This window comes from Hymenobacter duratus (assembly GCF_014698995.1).
Classification (GTDB): Bacteria; Bacteroidota; Bacteroidia; order Cytophagales; family Hymenobacteraceae; genus Hymenobacter; species Hymenobacter duratus.
Window position 1 is genome coordinate 698,377 of record NZ_JACWZZ010000002.1, and the last position, 22,192, is coordinate 720,568.

The 22,192-nt window shown below is 60.8% G+C and carries 19 protein-coding genes and 1 tRNA gene; 11 read left to right on the forward strand and 9 right to left on the reverse strand.

Annotated elements, in window-relative coordinates; translation table 11 throughout:
* Positions 1-41: 41 nt before the first annotated feature.
* From IC231_RS10870 to IC231_RS10890, 5 genes are all read right to left on the reverse strand, one after another.
* Positions 42-1,103, reverse strand: coding sequence for a 2-hydroxyacid dehydrogenase (locus IC231_RS10870; protein WP_190784531.1), 1,062 nt, complete (start codon positions 1,101-1,103; stop codon positions 42-44).
* A gap of 63 nt (positions 1,104-1,166) precedes the next feature.
* Positions 1,167-1,934: an LOG family protein gene (locus IC231_RS10875; RefSeq protein WP_190784532.1), complete on the reverse strand. Its 768-nt coding sequence runs from the start codon at positions 1,932-1,934 to the stop codon at positions 1,167-1,169.
* Between the two features lie 62 nt (positions 1,935-1,996).
* Entirely contained in the window at positions 1,997-2,827 is an 831-nt protein-coding gene (locus tag IC231_RS10880; RefSeq protein WP_190784533.1) for a DUF6544 family protein, read from the reverse strand.
* A 175-nt stretch (positions 2,828-3,002) separates the two neighbouring features.
* Complete coding sequence (locus IC231_RS10885; RefSeq protein ID WP_190784534.1) at positions 3,003-4,418, reverse strand: MBL fold metallo-hydrolase RNA specificity domain-containing protein; 1,416 nt, start codon at positions 4,416-4,418, stop codon at positions 3,003-3,005.
* Between the two features lie 235 nt (positions 4,419-4,653).
* Positions 4,654-5,688, reverse strand: a complete 1,035-nt coding sequence (locus tag IC231_RS10890; RefSeq protein WP_190784535.1) for a dipeptide epimerase — start codon at positions 5,686-5,688, stop codon at positions 4,654-4,656.
* Between the two features lie 102 nt (positions 5,689-5,790).
* Here IC231_RS10890 and IC231_RS10895 point away from each other — a divergent pair, with 102 nt between their 5' ends.
* The 9 genes from IC231_RS10895 to IC231_RS10935 all read left to right on the forward strand — a co-directional run bounded on the left by IC231_RS10895 (position 5,791) and on the right by IC231_RS10935 (position 16,801).
* Positions 5,791-7,212: a dicarboxylate/amino acid:cation symporter gene (locus tag IC231_RS10895; RefSeq protein ID WP_190784536.1), complete on the forward strand. Its 1,422-nt coding sequence runs from the start codon at positions 5,791-5,793 to the stop codon at positions 7,210-7,212.
* A 193-nt stretch (positions 7,213-7,405) separates the two neighbouring features.
* Positions 7,406-8,050: a hypothetical protein gene (locus tag IC231_RS10900; protein WP_190784537.1), complete on the forward strand. Its 645-nt coding sequence runs from the start codon at positions 7,406-7,408 to the stop codon at positions 8,048-8,050.
* A gap of 143 nt (positions 8,051-8,193) precedes the next feature.
* A complete protein-coding gene (locus IC231_RS10905) occupies positions 8,194-9,594 on the forward strand; it encodes a M16 family metallopeptidase (protein WP_190784538.1) in 1,401 nt (466 codons plus the stop codon).
* 25 nt (positions 9,595-9,619) lie between these two features.
* Positions 9,620-11,179, forward strand: a complete 1,560-nt coding sequence (locus IC231_RS10910) for a M16 family metallopeptidase (RefSeq protein WP_190784539.1) — start codon at positions 9,620-9,622, stop codon at positions 11,177-11,179.
* Positions 11,180-11,316: 137 nt separating this feature from the next.
* Positions 11,317-12,210 (forward strand): T9SS type A sorting domain-containing protein, encoded by an 894-nt coding sequence (locus IC231_RS10915; RefSeq protein ID WP_190784540.1) that lies wholly within the window; start codon positions 11,317-11,319, stop codon positions 12,208-12,210.
* Positions 12,211-12,323: 113 nt separating this feature from the next.
* A complete protein-coding gene (locus IC231_RS10920) occupies positions 12,324-12,878 on the forward strand; it encodes a hypothetical protein (RefSeq protein ID WP_190784541.1) in 555 nt (184 codons plus the stop codon).
* Positions 12,879-13,002: 124 nt separating this feature from the next.
* On the forward strand, positions 13,003-15,333 hold the full coding sequence (locus IC231_RS10925) for a GAF domain-containing protein (RefSeq protein ID WP_190784542.1): 2,331 nt from the start codon (positions 13,003-13,005) through the stop codon (positions 15,331-15,333).
* A gap of 123 nt (positions 15,334-15,456) precedes the next feature.
* Positions 15,457-15,945: a hypothetical protein gene (locus IC231_RS10930; RefSeq protein ID WP_190784543.1), complete on the forward strand. Its 489-nt coding sequence runs from the start codon at positions 15,457-15,459 to the stop codon at positions 15,943-15,945.
* Entirely contained in the window at positions 15,917-16,801 is an 885-nt protein-coding gene (locus IC231_RS10935; protein WP_190784544.1) for a tetratricopeptide repeat protein, read from the forward strand. The genes IC231_RS10930 and IC231_RS10935 overlap by 29 nt, the downstream gene beginning before the upstream one ends.
* Positions 16,802-16,807: 6 nt before the next feature.
* Here IC231_RS10935 and IC231_RS10940 read toward each other — a convergent pair whose 3' ends face one another.
* The 3 genes from IC231_RS10940 to IC231_RS10950 all read right to left on the reverse strand — a co-directional run bounded on the left by IC231_RS10940 (position 16,808) and on the right by IC231_RS10950 (position 18,638).
* The gene (locus tag IC231_RS10940) at positions 16,808-17,476 is read right to left on the reverse strand and encodes a phosphatase PAP2 family protein (RefSeq protein ID WP_190784545.1); all 669 of its coding nucleotides are present in this window, start codon (positions 17,474-17,476) and stop codon (positions 16,808-16,810) included.
* Positions 17,477-17,708: 232 nt separating this feature from the next.
* Positions 17,709-17,790 (reverse strand) — tRNA-Leu (locus IC231_RS10945).
* Positions 17,791-17,924: 134 nt separating this feature from the next.
* Positions 17,925-18,638 carry a phosphatase PAP2 family protein gene (locus IC231_RS10950; protein ID WP_190784546.1) on the reverse strand — a complete coding sequence of 238 codons (714 nt, stop codon included), beginning with the start codon at positions 18,636-18,638 and terminating at the stop codon, positions 17,925-17,927.
* A 138-nt stretch (positions 18,639-18,776) separates the two neighbouring features.
* On the opposite strand from IC231_RS10950, the gene IC231_RS10955 reads away from it, so the two are divergent.
* Positions 18,777-19,451 carry a class I SAM-dependent methyltransferase gene (locus tag IC231_RS10955; RefSeq protein WP_190784547.1) on the forward strand — a complete coding sequence of 225 codons (675 nt, stop codon included), beginning with the start codon at positions 18,777-18,779 and terminating at the stop codon, positions 19,449-19,451.
* A gap of 85 nt (positions 19,452-19,536) precedes the next feature.
* Positions 19,537-21,366, forward strand: coding sequence for a M61 family metallopeptidase (locus IC231_RS10960; RefSeq protein ID WP_190784548.1), 1,830 nt, complete (start codon positions 19,537-19,539; stop codon positions 21,364-21,366).
* A 51-nt stretch (positions 21,367-21,417) separates the two neighbouring features.
* Here the strand turns inward: IC231_RS10960 and IC231_RS10965 are convergent, their stop codons facing one another.
* Positions 21,418-22,149, reverse strand: coding sequence for a Bax inhibitor-1/YccA family protein (locus IC231_RS10965; protein ID WP_394368202.1), 732 nt, complete (start codon positions 22,147-22,149; stop codon positions 21,418-21,420).
* Positions 22,150-22,192 lie beyond the last annotated feature (43 nt).

The following is a 22,192-nucleotide window of genomic DNA, read 5'->3' on the forward strand; positions in this document are numbered from 1 at the left end:
GCAGGCAGCAGGCCGGGGATTTTGCCAGTTCTGCCGGCGCGTTACAGTGGGGCCTGAGGAGCTGCTACCACTGCGGAAGTGGGGCTATGCGCCTGGGGCGAGGCAAGAGCGGAAAGCGTAATTTCGTGGTCGGCTGCCCGGCCCTGCTCCCACGCATCCAGGCTGGAGGTAGTGCCTGTAGCAATAGTGGTGAGGGCCTCGCGGGTGAGAAACGCCTGATGGCCGGTAACCAGGACGTTGGACTGAACCAGCAGCTCCGCCAGCAGCGCATCCTTGAGAGGCTCGGGCGCGTGGTTTTCAAAGAAAATGCCTTTCTCATATTCGTACACATCCAGCCCCAGATAGCCCAGACGGCCGGAGCGCAACGCGGCCAGCGCGGCCTGCGTGTCGAGCAGGCCCCCGCGGCCGGTATTGATAAGCACTGCCCCCGGCTTGCAATGCGCCAACAGTGCCGCCCCGAACAAGTAGTGCGTGGCCGGAGTGAGTGGGGCATGCAGGCTGATAATATCGGCCTCTGCGCAGAGCTCCGGCAAAGGCAGGTAGCGCAACCCGTAGCGGGTGCTCAGCTCGGGGTTAGGGTCTACGTCATGCCCGAGCAGCTGGCACCCAAACCCGTGCAGAATGCTGGCTAGCGCGCCTCCAATCCGGCCGCAGCCCACAATACCCACCGTTTTGCCGTGCAGGTTGAAGCCCACCAGATGGTCGAGGCGAAAATCGTGGCGGCGCATTTGCTGCTGACTGCGCCAGAGCTGGCGGCTCAGGGCAAGCATCAGGGCCACGGCATGTTCGGCCACGGCGTAGGGGGAGTAGTCGGGCACGTTGGCCACACGCAAGCCCAGCCGGTGGGCTGCCGCCACGTCCACCTGGTCGTAGCCCGCGCCACGCACGGCCACGTAGCGGACGCCCAACTCTGCCAGGTGAGCCAGCACCGGAGCCGAGGCATCATCGTTGGCGAAAATGGCGACGGCCTCGCTGCCCCGTGCCCGATCAGCCGAATTCAGACTCAGGGGTTCGGCGCGCAGATGCAGCGTATGCTTAAAGGCAGCAGCCTGCTGCAGAAAAGGCCACTCGTAGTTGCGGGCACTATAAACGGTAACGTGCATGTCGGCAAGATTTTGACAGGTTTAACGGGACCAGAAAGCTGTTTTCCGGCCCGGCGTGTTATGCTAGCGCCCCTCCCCCATCCACCACCAGCGGCGAGGACGGCGGGTGGAGGCCAGCTGGAACTTGAGCACGGCGTGCTGCTCGATATGGGCCAGGGCTTCCGCCACGGAGTCGGTGTAAGTGAGCAGCTCCAGATCGGGGGCCGCTACCATGCCCTGCGCTTCCATCAGGGCCAGCTGCGCCAGCAGCGGCTGCCAATAGTCGCGGCCTACCAGCACTATCGGGAAGCTCTGAATCTTGCGGGTCTGGATAAGCGTCAGGGCTTCGAACAGCTCGTCCAGTGTGCCGATGCCCCCTGGCATGATGATAAAAGCATACGAATACTTGACCAGCAACACTTTGCGCACGAAGAAGTAGCGACAGGCCAGCCACGTATCCAGGTAGGCGTTGGGCTGCTGCTCCTGGGGCAGCTCAATGTTGCAGCCAACCGACGGCCCACCGGCTTCACGGGCGCCGCGGTTGGCAGCCTCCATAATGCCCGGCCCGCCCCCGGTCAGCACCGTAAAGCCCTGCCGGCTCAGGCCCGCTCCCAGCTGCCGGGCCAACTCGTAGTAGGGGGAGCCGGCCGCCACCCGCGCTGACCCAAACACCGATACGCAAGGCCCCACGAAGTGCAACACCCGGAATCCGCGCAGAAACTCCCGCAGCACCGTCGCCAGAAAGCGCAGCTCACTGCGCCGGCTGCGCGGCCCGGCCAGAAACCGCCGCTCGGCCCGCCCGCCGTTGCGGGCAGCCGCCGGTTCCGGCGCAGGAGTACCAAAATCAGCCATGAGGAAGACAGAGTAAAAAAGCAGGCGGAGAATCCGATGAGATTAGGCAGCTATTGCCCTGGTCAGTAGGGCGCCAGCGGAGCGTACTCAAGCTCCTGCACTGTGAAGCGCGCATACGGGCATTGCCGGCCATCCTGCACCCACAGCGCTTCAAGCTGCATAGGCACCCGCACGCCCAGCATCTTCCGGTAGTGGCTGAACCGACCGATCCAGGGCAGCAGGCGCGTTTCCCCTTGGTAGCGCTCCGTTTCGCACTGTGCTATTTCGTGCCGGGCATTGAAGCGCACCAGGTAGTGTACCGTCTGGCTGCCGTGCGTGAGCGAGAGGCAGGCCGAGTCCTCATCCACCGCCGACCATTGTACCTGCCGCGAAGGCAGCAGCGCCGTAGGAAGCCAGGTGCTTTCGCCCAGCCAGCGGAGCAGCTCCCCTTGGTCGTACGTGGGGCCGGCTCCGCATAGTATCGGCACGGCACCCAGCAGACGCACGCCAAGGTGGCCATGGCCACGCACATACGAGTCGCGGGCCGTAAACCAGCAGGTAGTACCCTGCCAGATAAAGCCCGGCGGGTCGGCCACCAGATATTCCTCTCCTTCGATGGCGCTCCAGCTCTGCCGCAGGTCGGGTTTGAACTGCCCGGTATGCCGCAGACGCACCCCTCGCAAATAGCGCTGGCCATTGGGCAGCACCCGGCGGAAGTAGCGCTGAACCGGAGCCGGCAACCCCACCAGCTGGGCTTCGTGGTAGGTTTGCCCTGTCACATCAGTGGAGCCGGCAAACAGTGCCTGCACACTACGGCGCAGCTGCCGGGCGGCCAGCCACCTGGCTGTGGCCACAGCGGCAGCTGCCGTAGCCAGCGCGGCACAGGCTCGCAGAAGTAGGGTGGCACGGCTCATGAGAAGCAGAGTGTAGCTGGAAAAACCGTGGAAGCAACTGCGCTTGCCGGTGAGCAGCCCCAGCCAGCAGCCCGGCCCAGGCATGGCACCACAACGAGAAGACAGTCAACGGCTTTCACACTTTACATTGAAACAGGTTGAACCATTCCCGATGGCTCCGCAAAGGCTGGCGCCCTCATATCCCTTCAAACAGACGGACACTTTCCAGGTAATCCGGCACCACCACATTGGCCCAGCCCTGCTCTGTGCGTAGCGTGGAAGCCAGCGCGCTGGCCGCTTCCGGCTCGCCATGCACCACGAAGGTGCGCTTGGGCGGCTGGCGGAAATTGCCCAGCCAGCGCAGCAGCTCCTGGCGGTCAGCGTGGGCCGAGAACCCATCAAGATGCTCCAGGTGGCAATGCACGGGCACCATTTCGCCAAACATTTTGACCGCCGTTTCGCCGTCCTGCAGGCGGCGGCCGCGGGTGCCCTCGGCTTGGTAGCCAATGAGCAGCAGCGTATCCTGGGCGCGGGAAAGGCGGTGATACAGGTGATGGATGATGCGCCCGCCGGTGCACATCCCGCTGGCCGAGATGATGATGGCCCGCCCGGCTTTGTCATTCAGGGCCTTCGAGTCCGAGGCTTCGGTGATGAAGCGCAGGCCGGGGAAGTCCAGCACGTTGCCGTGGCCCAGGCGGTGGGCCGCCGGATGACGTGGATACAGGTCCGACACCCGAATACCCATGGGGCTGTCTACGTAGACCGGCACTGCGGGCACGCGGCCCTCGGCGCGCAGCTTCTTGAGGTAGTAGAGCACCGTTTGGGTGCGGCCCACCGCAAACGCCGCTATCAGCAGTACGCCACCTCGGTCCATGGCATCGTTCACTACGTGCGCCAGTTCGGCTTCGGGGTCTTCGATGCGCGTCTCCCGGTTGCCGTACGTAGATTCCACCAGCAGGACATCGGCCTGCGTAATGGCGGCCGGATCGTGCATGACCGGGTTGTTGTAGCGCCCCAGGTCGCCGCTGAATACCAGCTGCTTCCGCTGCGTGCTGCCCTGCACGGTCAGCTCGGCCATGGCCGAACCCAGAATGTGGCCCGCCTCGCGGAAGGTGAGCGTCAGGGTGCCATCGAGAAAGGTCAGCGGAGCATCGTAGGCCACGCTTTCCACCAATGGAAGCACCTGCAGCACATCGGCCTGGGTGTAGAGTGGCTGAGCGGGATGGTGCTTGGAGTAGCCTTTGGCGTTGGCGAAGGCCGCTTCCTCTTCCTGCAGCTTGGCAGAGTCAAGCAGCATAATGCTGAGCAGGTCGGCGGTGGGCTCCGTGCAGAATATACGCCCCCGAAACCCGTCGCGCACCAGCTTGGGCAGGTAGCCGCTGTGGTCGATGTGGGCATGGGTAAGCACTACGGCCGCCAGCTCGGCCGGGTCGAAAGGCAGACTTTCGCGGTTGCGGAGGCGCAGCTCCTTCAGGCCCTGAAACAAGCCGCAGTCGATGAGCACCTGGTGCCGGCTGGCCACCGGGCCGGCCGCATCTTCTTCGAGCGTGAGCAGGTACTTGGAGCCCGTTACGCAGTGGGCGGCGCCGAGAAATTGCAGACTGACATCCATGGGGCAAGTGACCAGGGTGAAATTTCACCAAGGTTAGCCAGCCTTTGCGCGACTTGCCATGACAAAAGTCAGCCGTCCTGCTAACATTTAAACGCAAGCACAAGCAGCATCTGCTATGGGCCCTGAGAGGCAGCCCGCCGGCCTCGGCCAGCAAGCGCCCGACGAGAATATTGTATGGCAGGTATAGCGCAGTCCGGGGCCCGTTCCGTTGATGCGCGACTACCGCTGCCGCCTGCTACGAGAGTGCCAGCACGGGAGCCGGCGCGGCGTACAGCTCGCCTGCTTTTTCGTGTACCAGCCCAAACGGCTCGTCGCGCACAATCAGCAGCCCGTCCAGGTCGCAGATCTGGGCCAGGCCGCTTACCTGCAGCGCCGACCAGATACCCAGCGAGGTTTCGACCATGCAGCCCACCATCGTTTGCAGGCCATGCGCCTGGGTTTCGCGCAGAATGCGCAGGCCGTTGCGGTAGCCGCCGGCTTTCATAAGTTTCATGTTCACGCCGTGAAACTGCCGGGCAATGTCGCTGAAATCCGCCTCGTCCGTCACGGATTCGTCGGCGAAAAGCGGCCACGGCGTGCGGGGGTGCAGGTAGCGGTAGGCCTCGGCATGGGCGGCAGGCAGCGGCTGCTCCAGCAGGCGCACCCGCAGGCCGGGCAGCGCGGCGGTACGCTCCACAAACTGCAGCAGCTCGTCCGGGTCCTGCCACGCTTCGTTGCCATCAATGATGAGCGGCCGGCCGGGCAGCACGCTGGTAACTTCGCGCAGCAGATCGTAGCCGGCTTCTTTGTTCACCTTTATCTTGAGCAGCGCGAAGCGCCCCATGTCCTGCGCGCGCAGAAACTCCGCCACCTCACCGGGCGCCATGATGGGCAGCGTGAAGGCCGTGGGAACAACGGCCGCCGGCGCGGGCGCGCCCAGCCACTGCCACACCGGCAGCCCGGCCTGCGCCGCCTCGTAGTGCACCCACGCCGACTCCAGCGCAAACCGCAGGGCGTGAGCGGGCTGCCGGGCCTCCAGAAACTCCTGCAGCTCTTCTTCGGTCCGGATTCTACCCAGGCCGGCCTGTTGCAACGCCTCAAACTCCGCCTGCAGCCCCTGCGGTGTTTCGCCGTAGCGGATGTTGGGGGCGGCCTCACCAAAACCAGCTATGCTGGCCTTGGGGCCGCGCACCTGCACCAGCAGGTTGGTTTTGGCAGTGGAGGCGTTGCGGGAGATTTTCCAGGTGAAGCGAAGCGGCAGCTCGAGCGTAGACAGGGTCCAGGTGGGCATGGGAGGCACAAAAACGGGTGGCGAGCCAAAAAACGGACAACGAAACCCAAAAACCTATCTTTGCTGGCATTCCCCCATTTCTTTTCCCCCTTGCTGCCGCGCATGAAGTTCTCGCGACTCGTTCCTGTTGTTTTGCTGCTGGCCGTAGTGGCTGTGCTGCTTACCGTTCTGGCTGCCTATGGCATTGGCGGCATCAGCCCCGCCGTAGCGCAGGCTGCCCGCTGGCTTTTCTTGGCGGCTTTTGTGGCCTACGCCACCCAGCGCCGCTCCCTCACCTTCTGGATTGTGGTGAGCATGTTCGTCGGAGCCGAAATCGGCAACGACTACCCGGCCTTTGCCATCAACCTCAAAGTCCTTAGCGACGCCTTTCTGCGCCTCGTGAAGACCATCATTGCGCCGCTCGTATTCGGGACGCTGGTAGTGGGCATTGCTGGCCACGCCAACCTCAAGCAGGTGGGCAAAATGGGCCTCAAGGCACTGGTCTACTTCGAAATCGTCACCACGTTTGCCCTGTTCATCGGGCTGGCGGCCATCAACCTGACCAAAGCCGGTGTGGGCATCAGCCAGAACGGCGTGGATGCCAATGCCGAGAAGCTGCAGGCCGTGGAGCAAAGCACCTCCGACATCATCCTGCACATCTTCCCCGAAAACATTGCCAAATCCATTGCCGAAGGGCAAGTGCTACAGGTAGTCGTGTTTGCCATCATCTTCGCCATCGGGCTGGCTATGGTGCACCAGAAGCACCGCCGCCCCATGCTGGAGTGGGCCGAAAGCCTGTCGGAGGTGATGTTCAAGTTCACCAATGTGGTTATGTTCTTCGCGCCACTGGGCGTGGGTGGGGCCTTGGCCTACACGGTCGGCAAAATGGGCTTTGCCCCGCTGCTGAACGCATTCCAGTTGCTGCTCACGCTGTACGCGGCGCTGCTCGTGTTCCTGCTGGTGGTACTGCTGCCCATTGCCTTTATTGCCCGCATTCCGGTAAAACGCTTCATCAAGGCTATTGCCGAGCCCGTGAGCATTGCCTTCGCCACTACGTCCTCGGAAGCCGCGCTGCCCCGCGCCATGGAAGCCATGGAAGGACTTGGCGTACCGCGCCGGGTCGTGGCCTTCGTGATGCCGACCGGCTACTCCTTCAACCTCGATGGCACCACGCTCTACCTGTCGCTGGCCGCGGTGTTCGTGGCGCAGGCCGCCGGCATCGACCTGTCGTTCGGGCAGCAGCTGATTATGGTGTTTACCCTGATGCTGACCTCAAAAGGTGTGGCCGGTGTGCCGCGCGCGTCGCTCGTGATTCTGCTGGCTACGGTGGCCTCGTTCAACCTGCCGGCCTGGCCGGTCTTCATCATCCTCGGTATTGATGCGCTGATGGACATGGCCCGGACGGCCGTCAACGTCATCGGCAACTGCCTAGCGACGGCCGTGGTGGCCCGCTGGGAAGGCGAGTTCATCGACAACTATGTAGCTCCCGACCCGGTAGACGACCTGGCGGAAGCCGATAGCGCGCTGGCGCAGCATACACACTAGCACTTCATTCCCAGAATCTTAGCCGTATCAAGCCTCTCTCCTCACCGGAGAGAGGCTTTTTGTTTCCGGCAATAAAAACATTCATTATATTATATATTTTCGAATATTATTTATATTAGCAGTGCAGATTTCATTGCATTACATCCTCTACATTCGGGGTTCCTAGCACCCAGTCCCATAAGCCGCCTGCCTTATGCACAAGATGTTCCGCTTCTCTGTCCTGTTCCTGTTTGCCCTTGCTTTATTGGCAGGATGCAAATCCGCTGACCGTATCATGTTCCAGACGCCCAGCCAGCGCCTGAGCAGCCAGCTGCCGCCACTAGAAATTGAGGTGGACAATGGGGCGCTGGCGCAGACCGAAGGCGCCCTGCCCGAAGACCCGTTGCGCGTGTTCCGGCAGGAAGTGAGCCAGAACCTGATTGAGCCGACTGATAGTGCCCGTTTCGGCTATGCCAAGCTGCTGGTTACGCAGGCCGAAGTGAAGCGCACCGGCAAGTTTTTCCAGGGCGTGCAGTTGCTGACGATGATGATTCCCAGCCTGCTGGGCCTCCCGGTGGAGTACTACCGCACCAATCTGAAAGCCGAGGTGCAGATTCTCAATGCCCGGAGCGAGGTAATCGGCAGCTACGTGGGCACCGGCACCTCCAAAGTGCGCGTGGCCATGTACCACGGCTACTCGCAGGCTAATGCGCCCCGCCTCGCCGACGTGCAGGCCCTGCGCCTGGCCCTCGACCAGATTCGGCCCCAGCTGGAAGCCAATGCTGACACGCTACGCCAGCAGCTACTGGCAGCCGGCCCCATGGAAGCCACTGCTACCGGCACAGGCAGCGGGCAGTAGCGCCCCATCGACAGTTCTTATCCAACGCTCCTTCCCAAGGCACCGGGAAGGAGCTTTTTGTTTCAGCCGGCTTTCGGGTTGCGGGCGGCGCAACCTTTGCGGCAGTTGTTGCTACTTTGCCACGTCATTCATCTTGCTTTCCCATGAAACACTCCTTGCAGCGCCTGTTGCTGGCTACCTGCCTGCTGGCGCCCCCGCTGGCGCAGGCACAGAATCCCGCTGGCCCCTCTGCGCCGGAAGCTCCGGCGGCTCGGCCAGTGGCTCCGGCCCCAGCCTTCCCCTACCCTATTCAGCAAAAGCAGCTTGCCAACGGCCTGAACGTGGTGACCGTACCCTTCGACTCGCCGGGCTTGGCTTCGTTCTTTCTGGTAGTGCGCGCCGGCTCGCGCGACGAAGTGGAGCCCGGCCACACTGGTTTTGCTCACTTCTTTGAGCACGTGATGTTTCGGGGCACCGATAAGTACTCGAAAGAGAAGTACAACGACGTGCTCAAAAGCATCGGGGCCTCAGCCAACGCCAATACGTCCTTGGACCGCACCGTGTACCACATGACCGGCAACGCGACCATGCTGGAGAAAATGTTTGAGGTGGAAGCCGACCGGTTTCAGTACCTGAAATATCCGGAGCACGAGTTTAAGGCCGAAGCTGGTGCCGTGAAGGGCGAATACACCAAGAACTCGGCCTCGCTCTATACCCAGCTCAACGAGAAAGTAGCCGACGCCGCCTTCGACAAGCATACCTACGAGCACACCACGATGGGCTTCTTCAAGGACGTCGTGGATATGCCTAATCAGTACCAGTACTCGCTCACGTTCTTCGACCGGTTTTACCGCCCCGAGTACACCACGCTGCTGGTAGTCGGCGACGTGAAAGCGGAAGAAGTGAACAAGCTGGCCGACAAATATTTTGCCTCCTGGAAGCGCGGCAGCTACAAACCGGCCATTCAGCCGGAGCCCGCCCAGACGGCCCCGCGCTACGTGCATATTCAGAACGCCAACTTTCCGCCGATGGTGAGCCTGAGCTACAAGGGCCCGGCTTTCTCCGACCAGAGCAAGGACCTGCCCGCGCTGGACGTGCTGACGACCATGCTCTTCGCCGAAAACTCGCCGCTTTATCAGCAGCTGGTAGTGAAGGAGCAGAAAGTGCGCTTCGTGGGTGGCTCACCCAACATGACCCGGGACCCGTACCTGACCAGCATCCGGGCTTCGGTAGTGAAGGCCGAGGACATGCCGTATGTGAAAGAGCAGATTACGAAGGCGCTGGAAGACCTCAAATCCAAGCCGATTGATGCCAAGCGCCTCGCCGACACCAAATCGGCGCTGAAATACGGCTTCCTGATGAGCCTCGACTCGCCCGACCAGATTGCCAACTCGCTGGCCGAGTTTATCTGGCTGACCGGCAACCCCGAGAGCCTGAACCGCTACTACGCGCTGTATGACCAGGTGACGCCCGCCGACATTCAGGCCGTGGCCAAAAAGTATTTCGTGCCCGAAGGCCTCACGGTAGGCACCATCGGGCCGGGCGCTACGGGCGGCGTGCAGTAATCCTTCTCTTCTGATTTCTCTTCCAATGAAACCTACATTTTCCCGCTTGCTGCTGGCCGCCGCGCTGCTCGGCCCGGCCGGAGCACATACTGCCCAGGCCGCCGAACTAGTGGAACTGCGCCAGCCCAACGCCGCTAAGGTGGTCGTGAAGCTGCAGTTCCGCAACGGCTCCGCCGCCGACCCGGTCGGCAAAGAAGGCCTCACGTTCCTGACCTCTCAGCTTGTGACAGAAGGCGGTACCAAGGACATGACCTCGGCCCAGCTGAAGGATTTCCTTTATCCGATGTCCACGCGCTACTATGCCGTCACGGACAAGGAAGTCACCACCTTCACTTTCGAGTTTCACAAGGACTTTATCGACAAGTTTTACCCGGTGCTGCGCGGGCTGATGCTCACGCCCAGCTTCACGCAGGAAGACTTCGACCGGATGAAGTCCAACCTGCATAATTACGTGGAGCAGGTGATTCGGGCGTCGTCGGATGAGGACTACAGCAAGTTTGCGCTGGAAGACCAGCTGTTCCGGGGCACGCGGTTTCAGCACATGACGCGCGGCACCGCCGCCGGCGTGAAGAACCTGACGCTGGCCGACGTGAAAAAGCAATACGCCGCCGCTTTCGGGCAGGACAACCTGACCATCGGGCTGGCCGGCAACTATCCGGCTTCGTTTGCCAAGCAGCTGGAAGCTGACCTGAAAAAATTACCCAAAAGCTCAGTGAAGCCTGCCGTGCCGACTGTAGCCATGCCCAAAGGCATTCGTGTCGAAATCATCAGCAAGCCTGATGCGCTGGGCTCGGCTATATATGCGGGCTTTCCCATCCAAACCACCCGTGCCAACGACGACTTCGCGGCCCTGATGGTGGCCAACTCCTGGTTGGGTGAACACCGCAAAAGCTACGGCAAGCTCTACGACAAGATCCGGACGACCCGCTCCATGAACTACGGCGACTACAGCTACGTGGAATGGTACGAGGGCGGCGGCCAGAACATGCTGCCCGTGCCCGGCGTGCCGCGCCATGCCAACTACGCCAGCCTGTGGCTGCGCCCGGTCCAGATTGCCGAAGGCCTGCGCAAGCAATACCCCTCGGAGCTAGGCGACCTGAAAGTAGGCCACGCGCCGTTTGCACTGCGCCTGGCCGTGCGCGAAATGGACAACGTAGTAAAAAACGGCCTCAGCAAAGAGGATTTCGAGCTGACTCGCACCTTCCTGCGCTCCTACGTGAAGCTCTACGGCACCACGCCCGCCAAGCAGCTCGGCTTCCTGCTCGACTCGAAATTCTACGGCCGCAAAGACTGGCTGAAGGAAGTAGACGGCCAGCTGGCCAAGCTCACGGTAGACGACGTGAACCGCGCCATCCGCAAGCACTGGCAGGTACAGAACATGTTCGTGACCATCGTGACGGACGACAGCGAGGCTCAGCCCCTGGCCGATGTACTCAAGAACAACACGCCCTCGCCGATGAGCTATGCCAACGTAGTGAAAGCCGGCCTGCCCGCCGAGGTGGTAGCCGAAGACAAAGCTGTAGCTGATTATAAGCTGAACGTGACCGACGTGAAAATCGTGGACACAAAAGACACGTTTAAGTAGGCGCGTTTAACAGCACAGCCGCTTCTAAAAACCGGCCCGGAAGTTTTCCGGGCCGGTTTTTTCTTTTTCAGGTTAAACCTGTTGCCTGGCTGCCCCTCTATGCAGTATATTTTGATAACTCATTTCTTCCCAGCCAGATGAAAGCCACTGCCCTACCCCGCCTGCTGCTGCTCCTGCTGTTCGTGTTCTGCACCGCTGCCTCAGCCAGCGCCGCCAAAGGGCATCGGCGTGGCTTCGGGCCGGCTAATCCCGAACTCAAAGCCTATCTAGCGCAGAACGTGCTGCCCGCAGTGCGTCAGCAACGCCAGAAACTGGAGCCCCAGCTCAGCACCGCCGACAGAGCGCAACTGGCCATCTACCGCATCCAGCTCAAGGAAATAGATCAGAAAATGCAGACGCTGCGCCAGAGCATCGGGGCGACGAGCCCGGCCCCGCCACCTCCCGGCACCCGCCCCGCCCTGCCGGAAGCGCTGAAGCAACAGGTGCAGCAGGTGCACACCGAACACAAAACCCTGATGCAGAATGTGAGCCAGCTGGCCCAGAAATATGCCGGCGACATAGCCCGCCTCTCACAGGAGCTGCAGCCGCAAAAAGAGAAATGGGCCGCTGACATGAAGGCGCTGGTACTGAAGAATGCCACCCCGGAACAACAGGAAAAAATGGGGCAAATGTCCGGTCGTCTGCATCGCCGCGCTGGTGCCAACCGATTCTTCAATCCCGCAATGTTTCTGCTGATGGACCCCAACGCCCCGGTCAGCCCGGCCGTTTCCGATTTAGGCAGCACTTCGGTGTATCCGAACCCGGCAGTAGCCACCAGCCAGCTGGAATATGAAGTGAAGAAAGCGGGCCCCGTAATGGTAGAGTTGCTGGATGGGCGTGGCAACGCCCTACGCACCGTGGCCACCGAAGCTAAGCAGGAAAAGGGTCAGCATACGGTGCAGGTGAACATTTCGGAATTGCCCGCCGGAACCTATTTCTACAAAATCACCACCAGGTCGGGCTCCGAAACCCGCCGCTTCGTGAAAGAATAACCTGCTTCCGTTCTTCGTTGAAAGCCAGCCTGCTCCCGGGCTGGCTTTTTTGTTTGGCAGAAACCGCGGGCTGCTTTCCCGCGCTCCGCCGTCCGCTAGTATCTTTACGCCCTATGCTTCGCAATCCGCTTACCTGGCTTCTGCTGTTTGTTGTGTCCACGGCGCTGGCTGCCTGTTGCGGTTCCGTGGCCTGCGACTGCCAGGACTCGCTCGATGACGCGGTGTATTTCAACTTCAACCTGAGCCCAACGGCCCCCAACCGCCTCGATTCGGCGGCGGTAGATACCGTTTTCTTTGTGCGGCAGTTGCTGCCCTACCGCGACACCGTTACCACGGGCCGGCCCGCCATTGATACCATTCAATTGCTGCGGACCGGGCGCGAACGGGGCAATAGCGTGGTGCTGAACAACGCCCAGCCATTCGGGCAGCGCGGCACCCGCAAGCTCAATCAGTATTCCTACAAGCTGTATCTGGGCAAGCGGCGGGCTCCAACAGCCAGCTTCGTAATTGATAGTATTCAACTGGAAGATCAGCTGAAAGGCGACGGCTGCTGCACCTGCAACAGCAACGTAAAGAAGCTGGTGTTTCTCCGAGGCGCTTCTGCCCCCATCGACGCGTCCGACCCCGGCGGCCAGGACCGGGCCGTCCCCGTTACGCTTAACCGCTGAGCCGGCCCTGAAATGTCTTTCCGGTTCCTCTGGCACGACCAATGCCGGGACACGTACGTATAGCTGAAGCACACCGAAGGCTGGCCGCAATGATTTGGCTATCTTCGGTGTTGTTGCTCTACCTATGCTACCCGAAACCACCGCTGCCCGCCCGGCCCAGTCCGTTTTTCCGTTCAAATCCACGCTCAGCTTCGAGCCAATAATTGCGTATTGGAAGTCGCGTGAGGACGACCCGAACCCGGGTGTGTCGCTGCTGGCCCGCTCCATTGGGGAGAGAGTCGCTACGGAAACGTGGTGCCGCGGCCCCATCACCGACATGAGCGTGCTGGAATGCAACTGCGACCTGGTAGACACGCTGATGTTGGCTATGTTTCCGCCCGCTTCGTTCCGTTTCGATATCAGCGGGGCCATTGCGCCGTTTCAGCGCTACAGCTTCTACCATACGCCCCGTTTCGCCGAAGTGCTGCTGACGGCCGCCAAGAACATCAAGCAGCCGCTTAATATTGACGCCCGCACGCTGGATGTGCACACGGCGCGCATGGCCTACCAGCTTATTTTGGACAAGGTGTATGGGGTGCAGATGCCGCATCATGGCTCAATTATTTTCACCGTACCCGACTACAGCATCGGCCTCTACCGGCACTATGGCGTAGAGTTCAACTCTACATTCCTGGATGTGCGCGTCGTGGGCACACGCCCCGAACTGACTTCGGAGCAGATTGAGCTATTGACCCGGAATCCGCACCGCGTGGACTTGTGGCAGCAGCTGTTGCCGCCCGACTTGTTTGAGCTCGAAGGCTTCAACATTCTGCATCTGGTGGATGTAACGGACCAGGAAATCCTGTCGGAGCTGAAGTACGACCTGCTAGAGCGCGACGTTCTGCAGGCTTCTGACCGGCTGGAACAGATTCAGGAGAAGCTGCGGGTGCTGTTCAAGCGGCCGTTTCTGCAGCTCGGCATTGCGGCCTACGACGAGAAAAAGCGGGCTTTCGTGGACTTTGGCCGCAAAATCAACCACAGCTTCCTGACCAAGCAGCTCCACAGCCAGGATGCCGGCTCCGGCTTCCGCCAGATCTATTCGGAGCTGTGGCAGAACCGCCAGCCGCTGGTGCTGGAAGACGTGGAAACGGCCGCCATTCCCGAGGATCTGCGCCAGCAGATTCTCAGCATCGGTATCCGGTCGGCCATTCTGGCGCTGCTGCCCTACGGCGACGATACGGTGGGGCTGCTGGAGCTGGGCTCCCCGAATATCGGCGACCTGGACGAGTTTGATATTGAGACGGTAGCGCAGTTTGTGCCGCTGTTTGCGGTGGCTGTGAAACGCAACGCCGAGGAAATCCAGACCCGCGTACAGTCCATCATTAAGGAGAAGTTTACGGCCATTCATCCGAGTATGGAATGGCGCTTCACCAATGCGGCTGAAAACCTGCTGCAGAAGCTGGAAGAAGGCAACCGCAACGCCGAGATGGAGGCCATCATCTTCCACGACGTGTACCCGCTGCACGGTTCCTGCGACATTCGGGGTTCCAGCACGGCCCGCAACGAGGCCATCCAGGGCGACCTGATTGAGCACCTGACGCTGGCCAATAAAGTCCTCAAGAAGGCCTCCGAATTTCAGGCGCTGCCCATTCTCGACGAGCTGAAATTCTACGTCAACAAGAACCTGCGGCGGCTGCGCCAGACCCTGATTTCCGGCGACGAGGTGAGCATTTTTGAGTCGCTGAAGACGGAAGTAGAGCCGCTGTTTGAGTATCTGGGGCAGAACACGCCCGAGCTGCAGCCGGTTATCACGCAATACTGGTCGAATATTGATGCGGAGCTGGGCATCCTCTATAAGCGCCGCAAGGCCTTCGAGGAAAGCACCACGCTGCTCAACGATACGGTGAGCGACTACCTCGATGAGGAAGAGGAAAAGGCGCAGCAGATGTTTCCGCACTACTTCCAGCGCTTCAAAACCGACGGTGTGGAGTACAACATCTACGTGGGAGCCTCGCTGGTAGAGCATAAGCCCTTCGACCTGGTTTTCCTGAAAAACCTGCGTTTGTGGCAGCTGCTGACCATGATTGAGATTACGCGCCGCACGATGGCCCTGAAGCCCCAGCTGCCCGTTCCGCTCGACACCACCCAGCTCATCCTCATTCACAGTCAGCCGCTGGCCATCCGGTTCCGGCAGGATGAGCGGCAGTTTGACGTAGATGGGGCCTACAATATCCGCTACGAAATCATCAAGAAGCGCATTGATAAGGCCACCGTGCAGGGTACTGGCGAGCGGCTCACGCAGCCCGGCCATATTGCGCTGGTCTACTCGCAGCAGCGCGAAGCCGACGAATACCTCGAATACCTAGATTATATGCAGGACCGCGGCTTGCTGGAGCCTGAGATAGAAGAGCTGGAGCTGGAAGAGCTGCAGGGCGTGAAAGGCCTGCTGGCGCTGCGGGTGAAAGTGAAGTTTTAGGTGTAGCAAACACGCCAGACCAGCCGCTCACTGTTTCTCCCGGAGAAACAGTGAGCGGCTTTTTTCTGCCCTCATGGTGCAGAAAGCGTTGCAACTGCTTAGTATTGGGTTGAAAAGTCTGCTATGCGTGCGTTGCTCACAGCTTGTCTGCTGTTTTCTTGGTTGCCTGGCCGGAGCCAGCGGATCGTGCTGCCCGATGGCGAGTACATGGATACGACCATCACCCGGCAGTCGGGGTGCCAGGGCAAGCCCACGGCCCGCTACTACAGCGTGAATGGCAAGTATCCGCGCAGCTCCGATACGCTGCGCGAGCAGGCGCAGGCATTTTTGCAGCGTAGCGGCCACTCATATTCCGGCAGCGGCTACGTCACGTTCCGGTTTGTGGTGGACTGCAGTGGCAAACGCCTACCCCGCACGCAGGTGCTGCAGACGGATGCCCGCTACCAGCGGTACCGTTTTCAGCCAGAGCTGGTGGAGAAATTATACGCTTACCTGACTACACTCAACGACTGGCACATAGCCCGCAGCCCCAACGGTCAGGAAACTGCGAATTATATTGCCTACATAGCCTTCAAAATCAATCATGGGAAAGTTGTGGCGGTGTGCCCCTAGTCTGTTGCTGGGGCTGCTGAGCGCCCACCTGAGTTCCTGCCAGCCTAACAATTCTGGGCATCCACCCGCCGCGCAGGCACTGCCCGACAAGTGCAGCAGCCGCCAGTACCAGGACAGCCTGGTCAGCAGGTACATTGAGCACGGAGCCCAACGGTTTAGCTACCTCGACCCGCGCTGGACGCAGTACTGCGACAGTCTGATTGCTGTTTGCCCCAACATTGCGGTAGCGTACCGGGAAAAGGCTATTCCGCTCATCAAGGACGGCAAGTTTGAGGAAGCCTTTGCGCTGGAAGACAAGGCGGTGGCCCTGAATCCCAAACAGTGGCTGGCCTATCGGGGCTTCCTGAAATGCATTTTTTCCAAGGACTACGAAGGTGCCATTCTCGACTTTCAGAACGCGGCCCGGCTTACCCCCTACGGACTGGAAATGGACCACACGTATCCGTTCTTCGAGGGCCTCTGCCACCTGGAGATGGGCCGCTATGCCCAGGCCGAAGCCAGCTTCAAGCAGGACATGCAGCAGCAGCGCGGCCCCGACGGCCAGCGTGATATTCATTTCAATACGCTGTTTTACGTGGGCGTGCTCTATTATGAGATGAAGCAGTACGAGGTGGCAGCCACCTATCTGGGCTGGTGCCTGCGCGTCTATCCCCAACACCCCGACGCCAACTACTACCTGGCTCTGGTGAGCCGCGCCCGCGGCAATGAGCCGCTGGCCCGACGCCATCTGGAGCTGGCCCGGCAGGCGCTGGGCAAGGGCTACACCATGAATGAGGACAACTTGTACTATTCCAACTACCCCCACCAGATAACCCTCTACGAAGTGGCTACCGCGCTGGCCCCGGCATCCCGCTGATGCACCTCAGATCTGCTGCTCTTCCCGCCAGTAGAGCCGCAGCGCCGTGCGTAGCAGAATCAGCCAGAGCAGGCCGGCCGCGAAGCCGGCCAGCACATCGGTGGCATAGTGTACCTGCAGGTACACCCGCGTCAGGCCGATGAGCACTGCCCACAACAACAGCAGCGCGGCCCAGGCCGGATGCCGGCCGTGCTGCCACAGCAGCCACCCCAGGCATCCGTAAAGTGCCATCCCAATCATGGCGTGGCCGCTGGGGAAGCTCAAGCCCAGTTGAGAGAGCAGCGCAGAAGCCGGGCGCGGCCTTTGGAAGTGAGTTTTGAGCAGCTGATTGAAAAGGGTAGCTCCGGCTACGGCCAGAAACACTTCCAGCGCTTCCCGCCGATGCCCCCACCAGCGCAAACCCGCCGGTATAAGCACCCCGGCTCCCACCAGAAAAGGCAGCGAAGCAAAAAAAGTCACCACGTGTACTCCGCTCGTCAGGCCAGGCCAGGCGGCACGCAGCGCATTGGCGTGCCCGATAGCCCAATTGTCGAAGGTGAGCGAATTCGCCACGAATACGACCCGCGTGAGGTAGAAAAACATGCCCAATGATGCCAGAAACACTCCTCCTACCAGCAGAACTTCCGCGGTCAGAAAACTGAGCAGCGTGAGCAGACGAGCAGTGAGCTTCTTCATTGACCACGGAGTTACGCGGATTTCTACGGATGTTGAGTCGTTGCCAGTGATGGGCGGAAGAAGACCGGGGTGCGTGGAACGGGCACCGCGGACTGCCGTGAACACCGGGCAGAATGGCGACGATGCCAGACCACGTTTACGGCTGCGGGCCTGCGCCGTTCACCGGTTCCGAACAACCCAGCGGCAATGGGCAATAAACAAAAAAGCCGGTCCATTGCTGGACCGGCTTTCGTGCGCTCGGAGAGACTCGAACTCTCACACCTTTCGGAACTGCCGCCTGAAGACAGCGCGTCTACCAATTTCGCCACAAGCGCAACTTGTGCATCAAGCTTCATTTCCCTTGCGGGTTGTTGTTTGATGCTGCAAAGATAGAGACAAGTTGCGGCACCAGACAAGCTTCGCTGAAAAAAAGCCGATAATTTTCCTGCAAAAAAATTCGCTTTGCACGCTATTCAGGCTGTTTTTCAGCTAATTGCGGATTGTTTTTGAATTGTTTTTTCACGCGGGTTTCTATCCGTTTCAGTACCGGAATAGCTACTACCAGCCACACGAGCCCGGCCGTGAAGCCCGCCAGCACATCGGTGGCGTAGTGCACACGCAGGTAAACGCGCGTCAGGCCGATGAGCAGAATCAGCGAGACCAGAATGCTGGTCAGTAGCCACCGCAGCCACCGCCGCTCCACGTGGGTTTGCACCAGATACACGAGCAGCCCGTAGAAGGAGGCCGAAATCATGGCGTGCCCGCTCGGGAAGCTCAGCCCCGAGGCAGATACGAGCGGCAGCAGGGGCCGGGGCCGGTTATAGAAGTTTTTCAGCGCCAGATTGAGCGTGATGCTGCCCAGCGCTACTACCGGTATCAGCAGCGAATACCAGCGGTGCCGCCGCAATACCAGGAACCAGCCGATGAGCAGGCAGCCGGCAGCGGTAATGAAATTGCGGGAGGCAAAAAACGTAATGGTTTCTACCCACTGCTGCTCTGGGCCCAGCAGCCGCCGGGCCCACTGGAAGGCACCGGCATCGAAGGTGGCCGCATCCTGGTCGAATACCTCCCGGCCCAGCGCCAGAAAGCCTACCACGCCAACAATGCCGAGCAGCAGGGTAATGGCAAATTCGGTGAGGAAGAGCGTGAGTCCGGCCAGCAGGCGGCGCAGGTGATTAGTCATAGAGCGGAAAGTAGCGTAAGCGGTAGCTTGCGCCCGGCCAACGGCTTGCGACAAGTGAGGAGCATCCTCACGTACGAATAAACCGGTGAAGAGGTCGGGCCACCGGCCTGCCGCCTACCACGCACCTACCAGCTTTGCATGCGTTTTTCCCTGCCTGATTCCGGCTTCGACCGGGTAGCTACCTTCTACGACCCCTTGGCGCGCCTGGTGTACGGGCGCAGTCTGCAGGCTGCGCAGCAGGAGGTCCTGGACGCCGGGCTACCGGCCGGGGCGCCGCGTCTGCTCATCATCGGGGGTGGCACGGGCTGGATACTGCCGGAAGTACTGCGCCGCCGTCCGCCGGCGCAGGTGCTGTACCTGGAGGCGTCGCCGCAGATGCTGGCCCGCTCCCGGGCGCTGCTGGCGCGGGAGCTGCCGGGCGCCGCCGCGCAGGTAGAGTTCCGGCTCGGCACGGAAGGCGCCCTCACGCCCGCCGATACGTTTGATGGCATTATCACATTTTTCTTTCTGGACCTGTTTGAGCCGCAACGCCTGCGCCATATCGTGGACAAACTGAATGAAGTCCGGCAGCCTCTGGCCCCGTGGCTGCTGGCTGATTTTGCGGCGCCGCAACGCTGGTGGCAACGCGGGCTGCTGGCGGCTATGTATGGCTTCTTCCGGCTTACTACCGGCATCAGCGGGCGCGCCCGCCCACCTATCGAGGCGGAGCTGGCCCGTGTGGGGCTGGCCCCAGCGTACCGAATGGGGTTCTTCGGCGGCATGGTGGAGGCGGAAGTATGGCAGCCGCGCCGTGCAACCCCTACCTCTTGTTAAACGCCACTCGGCTTGTGTGGTGAAGTGTAGCTTCACCTTACATTTACGGCCGTCCCTCACTCCCTACTTACTTCCCTCTTGCACTATGCGGAAATCAGCCGCTTTGCTTTTCCTGGCACTCCCGCTGGCTTTTGGCCGGCCCGTAGCGGCCCAGGCCCCGGTTCAATACAATGTGGCTTTCCCAAACGCCGTGCACCACGAGGCGCGCATCAGTGTGACGTTTGCGGGAGTACCGGCCGGACCGCTGCAGGTGCGGATGGCCCGCTCCTCGCCGGGCCGCTACGCGCTGCATGAATTCGCCAAAAACGTCTATGAGGTATCAGCCACGGATTCTAGAGGCAAAACCCTAGCCGTGCAGAAGCCTGATCCATACGGCTGGGACGTAAGCGGCCACGATGGCACTGTCGTCTTCACCTACACCCTGTTCGGTGACCGGACCGATGGTACCTACGCTGGCATCGACAGCTACCACGCGCACCTGAACATGCCGGCCACGCTAGCCTTCGCGCGCGGGCTGGAGCAGCGCCCGGCGGAAGTGAAGTTCGACATGCCCCAGGGCTGGACTGCCGCTACGCAGCTGCGGCCTGATGCGGCCAAAGGCACCTATTTCGCGCCCAACCTGCAGTATCTTATGGACTCGCCTACGTCGCTGGGTCCGCAGAAGGTGCGCAGCTGGCAGGAACGCGGCAAAACCATAGAACTGCAGGTGCTGCACAAGGGCACTGATGCTGAGCTGGACGCCTATGCCGAACAAACCAAGAAGGTAGTACGTGAGGCCGCTGCTATTTTTGGCGGCCTGCCCGATTATGATTTCGGGCGCTACACCTTCATTGCCAACTACCTGCCCCAGACCAGCGGCGACGGTATGGAGCACCGGAACTCTACTTCGCTCACCAGCAACCGCCCCCTGAGCGGCCCCGGCGCCCTGGACAATCTGGGGACCGTGTCGCACGAGTTTTTCCATGGCTGGAACGTGGAGCGTATTCGGCCGCATGACCTCGAACCGTTCAATTTTGAGCAAGCCAACATAAGCAGTGGGCTCTGGTTTGCGGAAGGCTTCACGCAGTACTATGGCGAACTGCTCCTGCGCCGCTCGGGGGCCTACACCGATGCCGAATACTTGCAGGAAGCCGTGGGGCCGCTGGTAAATGCCATGCTCAACTCGCCGGGGGCGGCCCGCTATTCACCGGTGTACATGAGCCAGCAGGCCCCGTTTGTGGATGCCGCTGCCGCCATCGACCCGAACAACCGCGCAAATACGTACCTGAGCTACTACTACATTGGGGGAGCCAATGCGCTGGCCCTCGACCTGCTACTGCGCCAGAACCACAAAACCGACCTCGACACCTACATGCGGGCCGTATGGGAGCAGCACGGCAAAGCCCAGCGCGACTTCGCTCCGGCCCGGCCCTATACACTGCCGGACCTGCAGCGCATTCTGGGGGAAGTGTCTAAGGACACGGCTTTTGCCGGCAATTTCTTCCGCCGCCACATCTACGGTCACGAGCTACCCAAATTTGATGAGTTGCTGGCTCCGGCGGGCTTGCAGGTGCGCCGCGCCCGCGCCGGCCTGGCCAGCCTGGGAGGCCGCACCACTTTCAACCCCGCCGACAGCTCGGCCACGCTCGGTACCACGCTCCTTGGCAGCGCCCTGTATCAAGCCGGCCTCGACCGGGAAGATGTGCTGCTGAAAGTAGATGGCCAGCGCCTGCCTACCAGCCAATCACTCCTGAAACTACTGGCCACGCACAAACCCGGCGACACGGTTCCGCTGGAAGTGCGCACCCGCACCGGAGTGCGCACTGTGCCCGTCACGCTGCAGGAAGACCCGACGCTGGAAGTAGTACTGCTGCCCAACGCCACCCGCAAGCAATTGGCGTTCCGCAAGGCCTGGCTGGCCAGCAAGGTGAAATAGGGTGCGCAAGCTGCTTTTAACAAAAAGGCCCAGTTCCGCGGAACTGGTCCATTACCGGCGACGCCCGAAGATGCGCAGCAGGAACAGGAACAGGTTTACGAAATCCAGATATAGCGTGAGGGCACCCAGCACAGCGGCTTTGCGGTCGGTAGCGTCGTCTTCGTAGCCGAGGAAAGCCAGCATTTTCACTTTCTGGGTGTCGTAGGCGGTGAGGGCCGTGAAGAGCAGCACGCCTACAAAGCTGGAAATCCAGTATAGAGTCGAGCTATTGAGAAACAGGTTTACCACCGAGGCAATGATAAGGCCGATAAGCCCCATGAACAGCAAGTTGCCCCAGCGCGACAAGTCGGTACGGGTGAAGTAGCCGTACAGGCTCATCACGCCAAAAGTGCCAGCGGTAATGAAGAAAGTCGAGGAAATCGACTCCATAGTATACACCATGAAGATGATGCCTATTGTAAGCCCATTGAGTACTGAATAGCCGATAAATGCCGCCGTAGTAGTACCCGCCGACCAGTCGAAGGCCTTGCGTGACAGGAAGCCTACTACCGCAATTTCGGCCAGCAACAAGCCCAGGAATACAAACCGGTTGCCGAACACCAGTTCCTGCAACACTGGCAGAGACGCCACCGCCATAGCCACGGCTCCGCTCACGGCCAGGGCCCCGGCCATCCAGCCGTATACCTGCGTCATGAAGCGCGACATTACCTGCGAGGCCTTTTCCGGCGAGAGAGTTAACTGGGGTTGCGGCTCCTGATAATCTTCAGAAGTAAAATCTTCCATGAAACATAGAATTGGGAGTGAGAGATAAAGACGAGGCAAATTA

Coding starts and splice junctions, on each gene's coding strand:
- IC231_RS10870 (WP_190784531.1), bottom strand. CDS start 1,103: ATGCACGTTACCGTTTATAGTGCCCGCAACTACGAGTGGCCTTTTCTG.
- IC231_RS10875 (WP_190784532.1), bottom strand. CDS start 1,934: ATGGCTGATTTTGGTACTCCTGCGCCGGAACCGGCGGCTGCCCGCAAC.
- IC231_RS10880 (WP_190784533.1), bottom strand. CDS start 2,827: ATGAGCCGTGCCACCCTACTTCTGCGAGCCTGTGCCGCGCTGGCTACG.
- IC231_RS10885 (WP_190784534.1), bottom strand. CDS start 4,418: ATGGATGTCAGTCTGCAATTTCTCGGCGCCGCCCACTGCGTAACGGGC.
- IC231_RS10890 (WP_190784535.1), bottom strand. CDS start 5,688: ATGCCCACCTGGACCCTGTCTACGCTCGAGCTGCCGCTTCGCTTCACC.
- IC231_RS10895 (WP_190784536.1), top strand. CDS start 5,791: ATGAAGTTCTCGCGACTCGTTCCTGTTGTTTTGCTGCTGGCCGTAGTG.
- IC231_RS10900 (WP_190784537.1), top strand. CDS start 7,406: ATGCACAAGATGTTCCGCTTCTCTGTCCTGTTCCTGTTTGCCCTTGCT.
- IC231_RS10905 (WP_190784538.1), top strand. CDS start 8,194: ATGAAACACTCCTTGCAGCGCCTGTTGCTGGCTACCTGCCTGCTGGCG.
- IC231_RS10910 (WP_190784539.1), top strand. CDS start 9,620: ATGAAACCTACATTTTCCCGCTTGCTGCTGGCCGCCGCGCTGCTCGGC.
- IC231_RS10915 (WP_190784540.1), top strand. CDS start 11,317: ATGAAAGCCACTGCCCTACCCCGCCTGCTGCTGCTCCTGCTGTTCGTG.
- IC231_RS10920 (WP_190784541.1), top strand. CDS start 12,324: ATGCTTCGCAATCCGCTTACCTGGCTTCTGCTGTTTGTTGTGTCCACG.
- IC231_RS10925 (WP_190784542.1), top strand. CDS start 13,003: ATGCTACCCGAAACCACCGCTGCCCGCCCGGCCCAGTCCGTTTTTCCG.
- IC231_RS10930 (WP_190784543.1), top strand. CDS start 15,457: ATGCGTGCGTTGCTCACAGCTTGTCTGCTGTTTTCTTGGTTGCCTGGC.
- IC231_RS10935 (WP_190784544.1), top strand. CDS start 15,917: ATGGGAAAGTTGTGGCGGTGTGCCCCTAGTCTGTTGCTGGGGCTGCTG.
- IC231_RS10940 (WP_190784545.1), bottom strand. CDS start 17,476: ATGAAGAAGCTCACTGCTCGTCTGCTCACGCTGCTCAGTTTTCTGACC.
- IC231_RS10950 (WP_190784546.1), bottom strand. CDS start 18,638: ATGACTAATCACCTGCGCCGCCTGCTGGCCGGACTCACGCTCTTCCTC.
- IC231_RS10955 (WP_190784547.1), top strand. CDS start 18,777: ATGCGTTTTTCCCTGCCTGATTCCGGCTTCGACCGGGTAGCTACCTTC.
- IC231_RS10960 (WP_190784548.1), top strand. CDS start 19,537: ATGCGGAAATCAGCCGCTTTGCTTTTCCTGGCACTCCCGCTGGCTTTT.
- IC231_RS10965 (WP_394368202.1), bottom strand. CDS start 22,149: ATGGAAGATTTTACTTCTGAAGATTATCAGGAGCCGCAACCCCAGTTA.